Here is a 241-nt window from a genome sequence, read left to right as displayed (position 1 = left end):
AGCCAGGCCCAACCGCTGCCGAAACGGGTCAGCGCGGCCTTGGTGAAGGCTTCCTTGAAACTGTCGAGTCCGCCCAGTTGCTCATCAATAGCCGTGGCCAGCGCGCCGTCGGGCTTGCCGCCTCCGTTGGGCACCATCACTTCCCAGAACAGCGAGTGATTGGCGTGACCGCCGCCCTGATTGATCACCGCCGCGCGAAGCTTTTCCGGCAGTTGCTGGACGCTGGCGACAAGTTTTTCCA

The 241-nt window shown here is 63.1% G+C and carries 1 protein-coding gene; it reads right to left on the bottom strand.

Going from position 1 to position 241, the window contains the following annotated elements; genetic code table 11:
• The coding region (locus tag AAEY83_RS18145) for a superoxide dismutase (RefSeq protein WP_351061490.1) at positions 1 to 241 on the bottom strand (241 nt) is incomplete at both ends.

Origin of the sequence: Psychrobacter sp. TB20-MNA-CIBAN-0197 (assembly GCF_040309765.1) — a bacterium.
Taxonomy (GTDB): domain Bacteria; phylum Pseudomonadota; class Gammaproteobacteria; order Pseudomonadales; family Moraxellaceae; genus Psychrobacter; species Psychrobacter submarinus.
Note: the sequence above shows the minus strand (reverse complement) of the source record. Positions and strands in the feature narration are given on the sequence as shown.